The organism is Streptomyces roseus (assembly GCF_001044425.1).
In the GTDB taxonomy this organism is placed as follows: domain Bacteria; phylum Actinomycetota; class Actinomycetes; order Streptomycetales; family Streptomycetaceae; genus Streptomyces; species Streptomyces roseus.
The window spans coordinates 1-1,860 of sequence record NZ_LFML01000096.1; the positions used below are offsets into that span (position 1 = coordinate 1).

General features: G+C 56.4%; 1 rRNA gene. It reads left to right on the plus strand.

Annotated features, from left to right (window positions below):
- Positions 1–1,829, plus strand: a 23S ribosomal RNA gene (locus ACS04_RS22920); the annotation flags it as partial.
- Positions 1,830–1,860: the final 31 nt, after the last annotated feature.

Here is a 1,860-nt window from a genome sequence, read left to right on the forward strand (position 1 = left end):
TGTGATGGGTAGGGGAGCGTCGTGTGCCGGGTGAAGCAGCAGCGGAAGCTAGTTGTGGACGGTTCACGAGTGAGAATGCAGGCATGAGTAGCGATACACACGTGAGAAACGTGTGCGCCGATTGACTAAGGGTTCCTGGGTCAAGCTGATCTGCCCAGGGTAAGTCGGGACCTAAGGCGAGGCCGACAGGCGTAGTCGATGGACAACCGGTTGATATTCCGGTACCCGCTTTGAAACGCCCAATATCGAATCAGGCGATGCTAAGTCCGTGAAGCCGTTCCGGACCCTTCGGGGAATGGAAAGTGGTGGAGCCGACGAACCAGACTTGTAGTAGGTAAGCGATGGGGTGACGCAGGAAGGTAGTCCAGCCCGGGCGGTGGTTGTCCCGGGGTAAGGGTGTAGGCCGAGGGGTAGGCAAATCCGTCCCTCATATAAGGCTGAGACCTGATGCCGAGCCGATTGTGGTGAAGTGGATGATCCTATGCTGTCGAGAAAAGCCTCTAGCGAGTTTCATGGCGGCCCGTACCCTAAACCGACTCAGGTGGTCAGGTAGAGAATACCGAGGCGTTCGGGTGAACTATGGTTAAGGAACTCGGCAAAATGCCCCCGTAACTTCGGGAGAAGGGGGGCCATCACTGGTGATCGGATTTACTCCGTGAGCTGGGGGTGGCCGCAGAGACCAGCGAGAAGCGACTGTTTACTAAAAACACAGGTCCGTGCGAAGCCGTAAGGCGATGTATACGGACTGACGCCTGCCCGGTGCTGGAACGTTAAGGGGACCGGTTAGTGCACTTTCGGGTGTGCGAAGCTGAGAACTTAAGCGCCAGTAAACGGCGGTGGTAACTATAACCATCCTAAGGTAGCGAAATTCCTTGTCGGGTAAGTTCCGACCTGCACGAATGGCGTAACGACTTCTCGACTGTCTCAACCATAGGCCCGGTGAAATTGCACTACGAGTAAAGATGCTCGTTTCGCGCAGCAGGACGGAAAGACCCCGGGACCTTTACTACAGTTTGATATTGGTGTTCGGTTCGGCTTGTGTAGGATAGGTGGGAGACTTTGAAGCCGTGACGCCAGTCATGGTGGAGTCGCCGTTGAAATACCACTCTGGTCGTGCTGGATGTCTAACCTCGGTCCGTGATCCGGATCAGGGACAGTGTCTGATGGGTAGTTTAACTGGGGCGGTTGCCTCCCAAAGGGTAACGGAGGCGCCCAAAGGTTCCCTCAGCCTGGTTGGCAATCAGGTGTTGAGTGTAAGTGCACAAGGGAGCTTGACTGTGAGACCGACGGGTCGAGCAGGGACGAAAGTCGGGACTAGTGATCCGGCGGTGGCTTGTGGAAGCGCCGTCGCTCAACGGATAAAAGGTACCCCGGGGATAACAGGCTGATCTTCCCCAAGAGTCCATATCGACGGGATGGTTTGGCACCTCGATGTCGGCTCGTCGCATCCTGGGGCTGGAGTCGGTCCCAAGGGTTGGGCTGTTCGCCCATTAAAGCGGTACGCGAGCTGGGTTTAGAACGTCGTGAGACAGTTCGGTCCCTATCCGCTGTGCGCGTAGGAATATTGAGAAGGGCTGTCCCTAGTACGAGAGGACCGGGACGGACGAACCTCTGGTGTGCCAGTTGTCCTGCCAAGGGCATGGCTGGTTGGCTACGTTCGGGAGGGATAACCGCTGAAAGCATCTAAGCGGGAAGCCTGCTTCAAGATGAGTATTCCCACCTCCTTGAGAGGGTAAGGCTCCCAGTAGACGACTGGGTTGATAGGCCAGATGTGGAAGCCCGGTAACGGGTGGAGCTGACTGGTACTAATAGGCCGAGGGCTTGTCCTCAGTTGCTCGCGTCCACTGTGTTAGTTCTGAA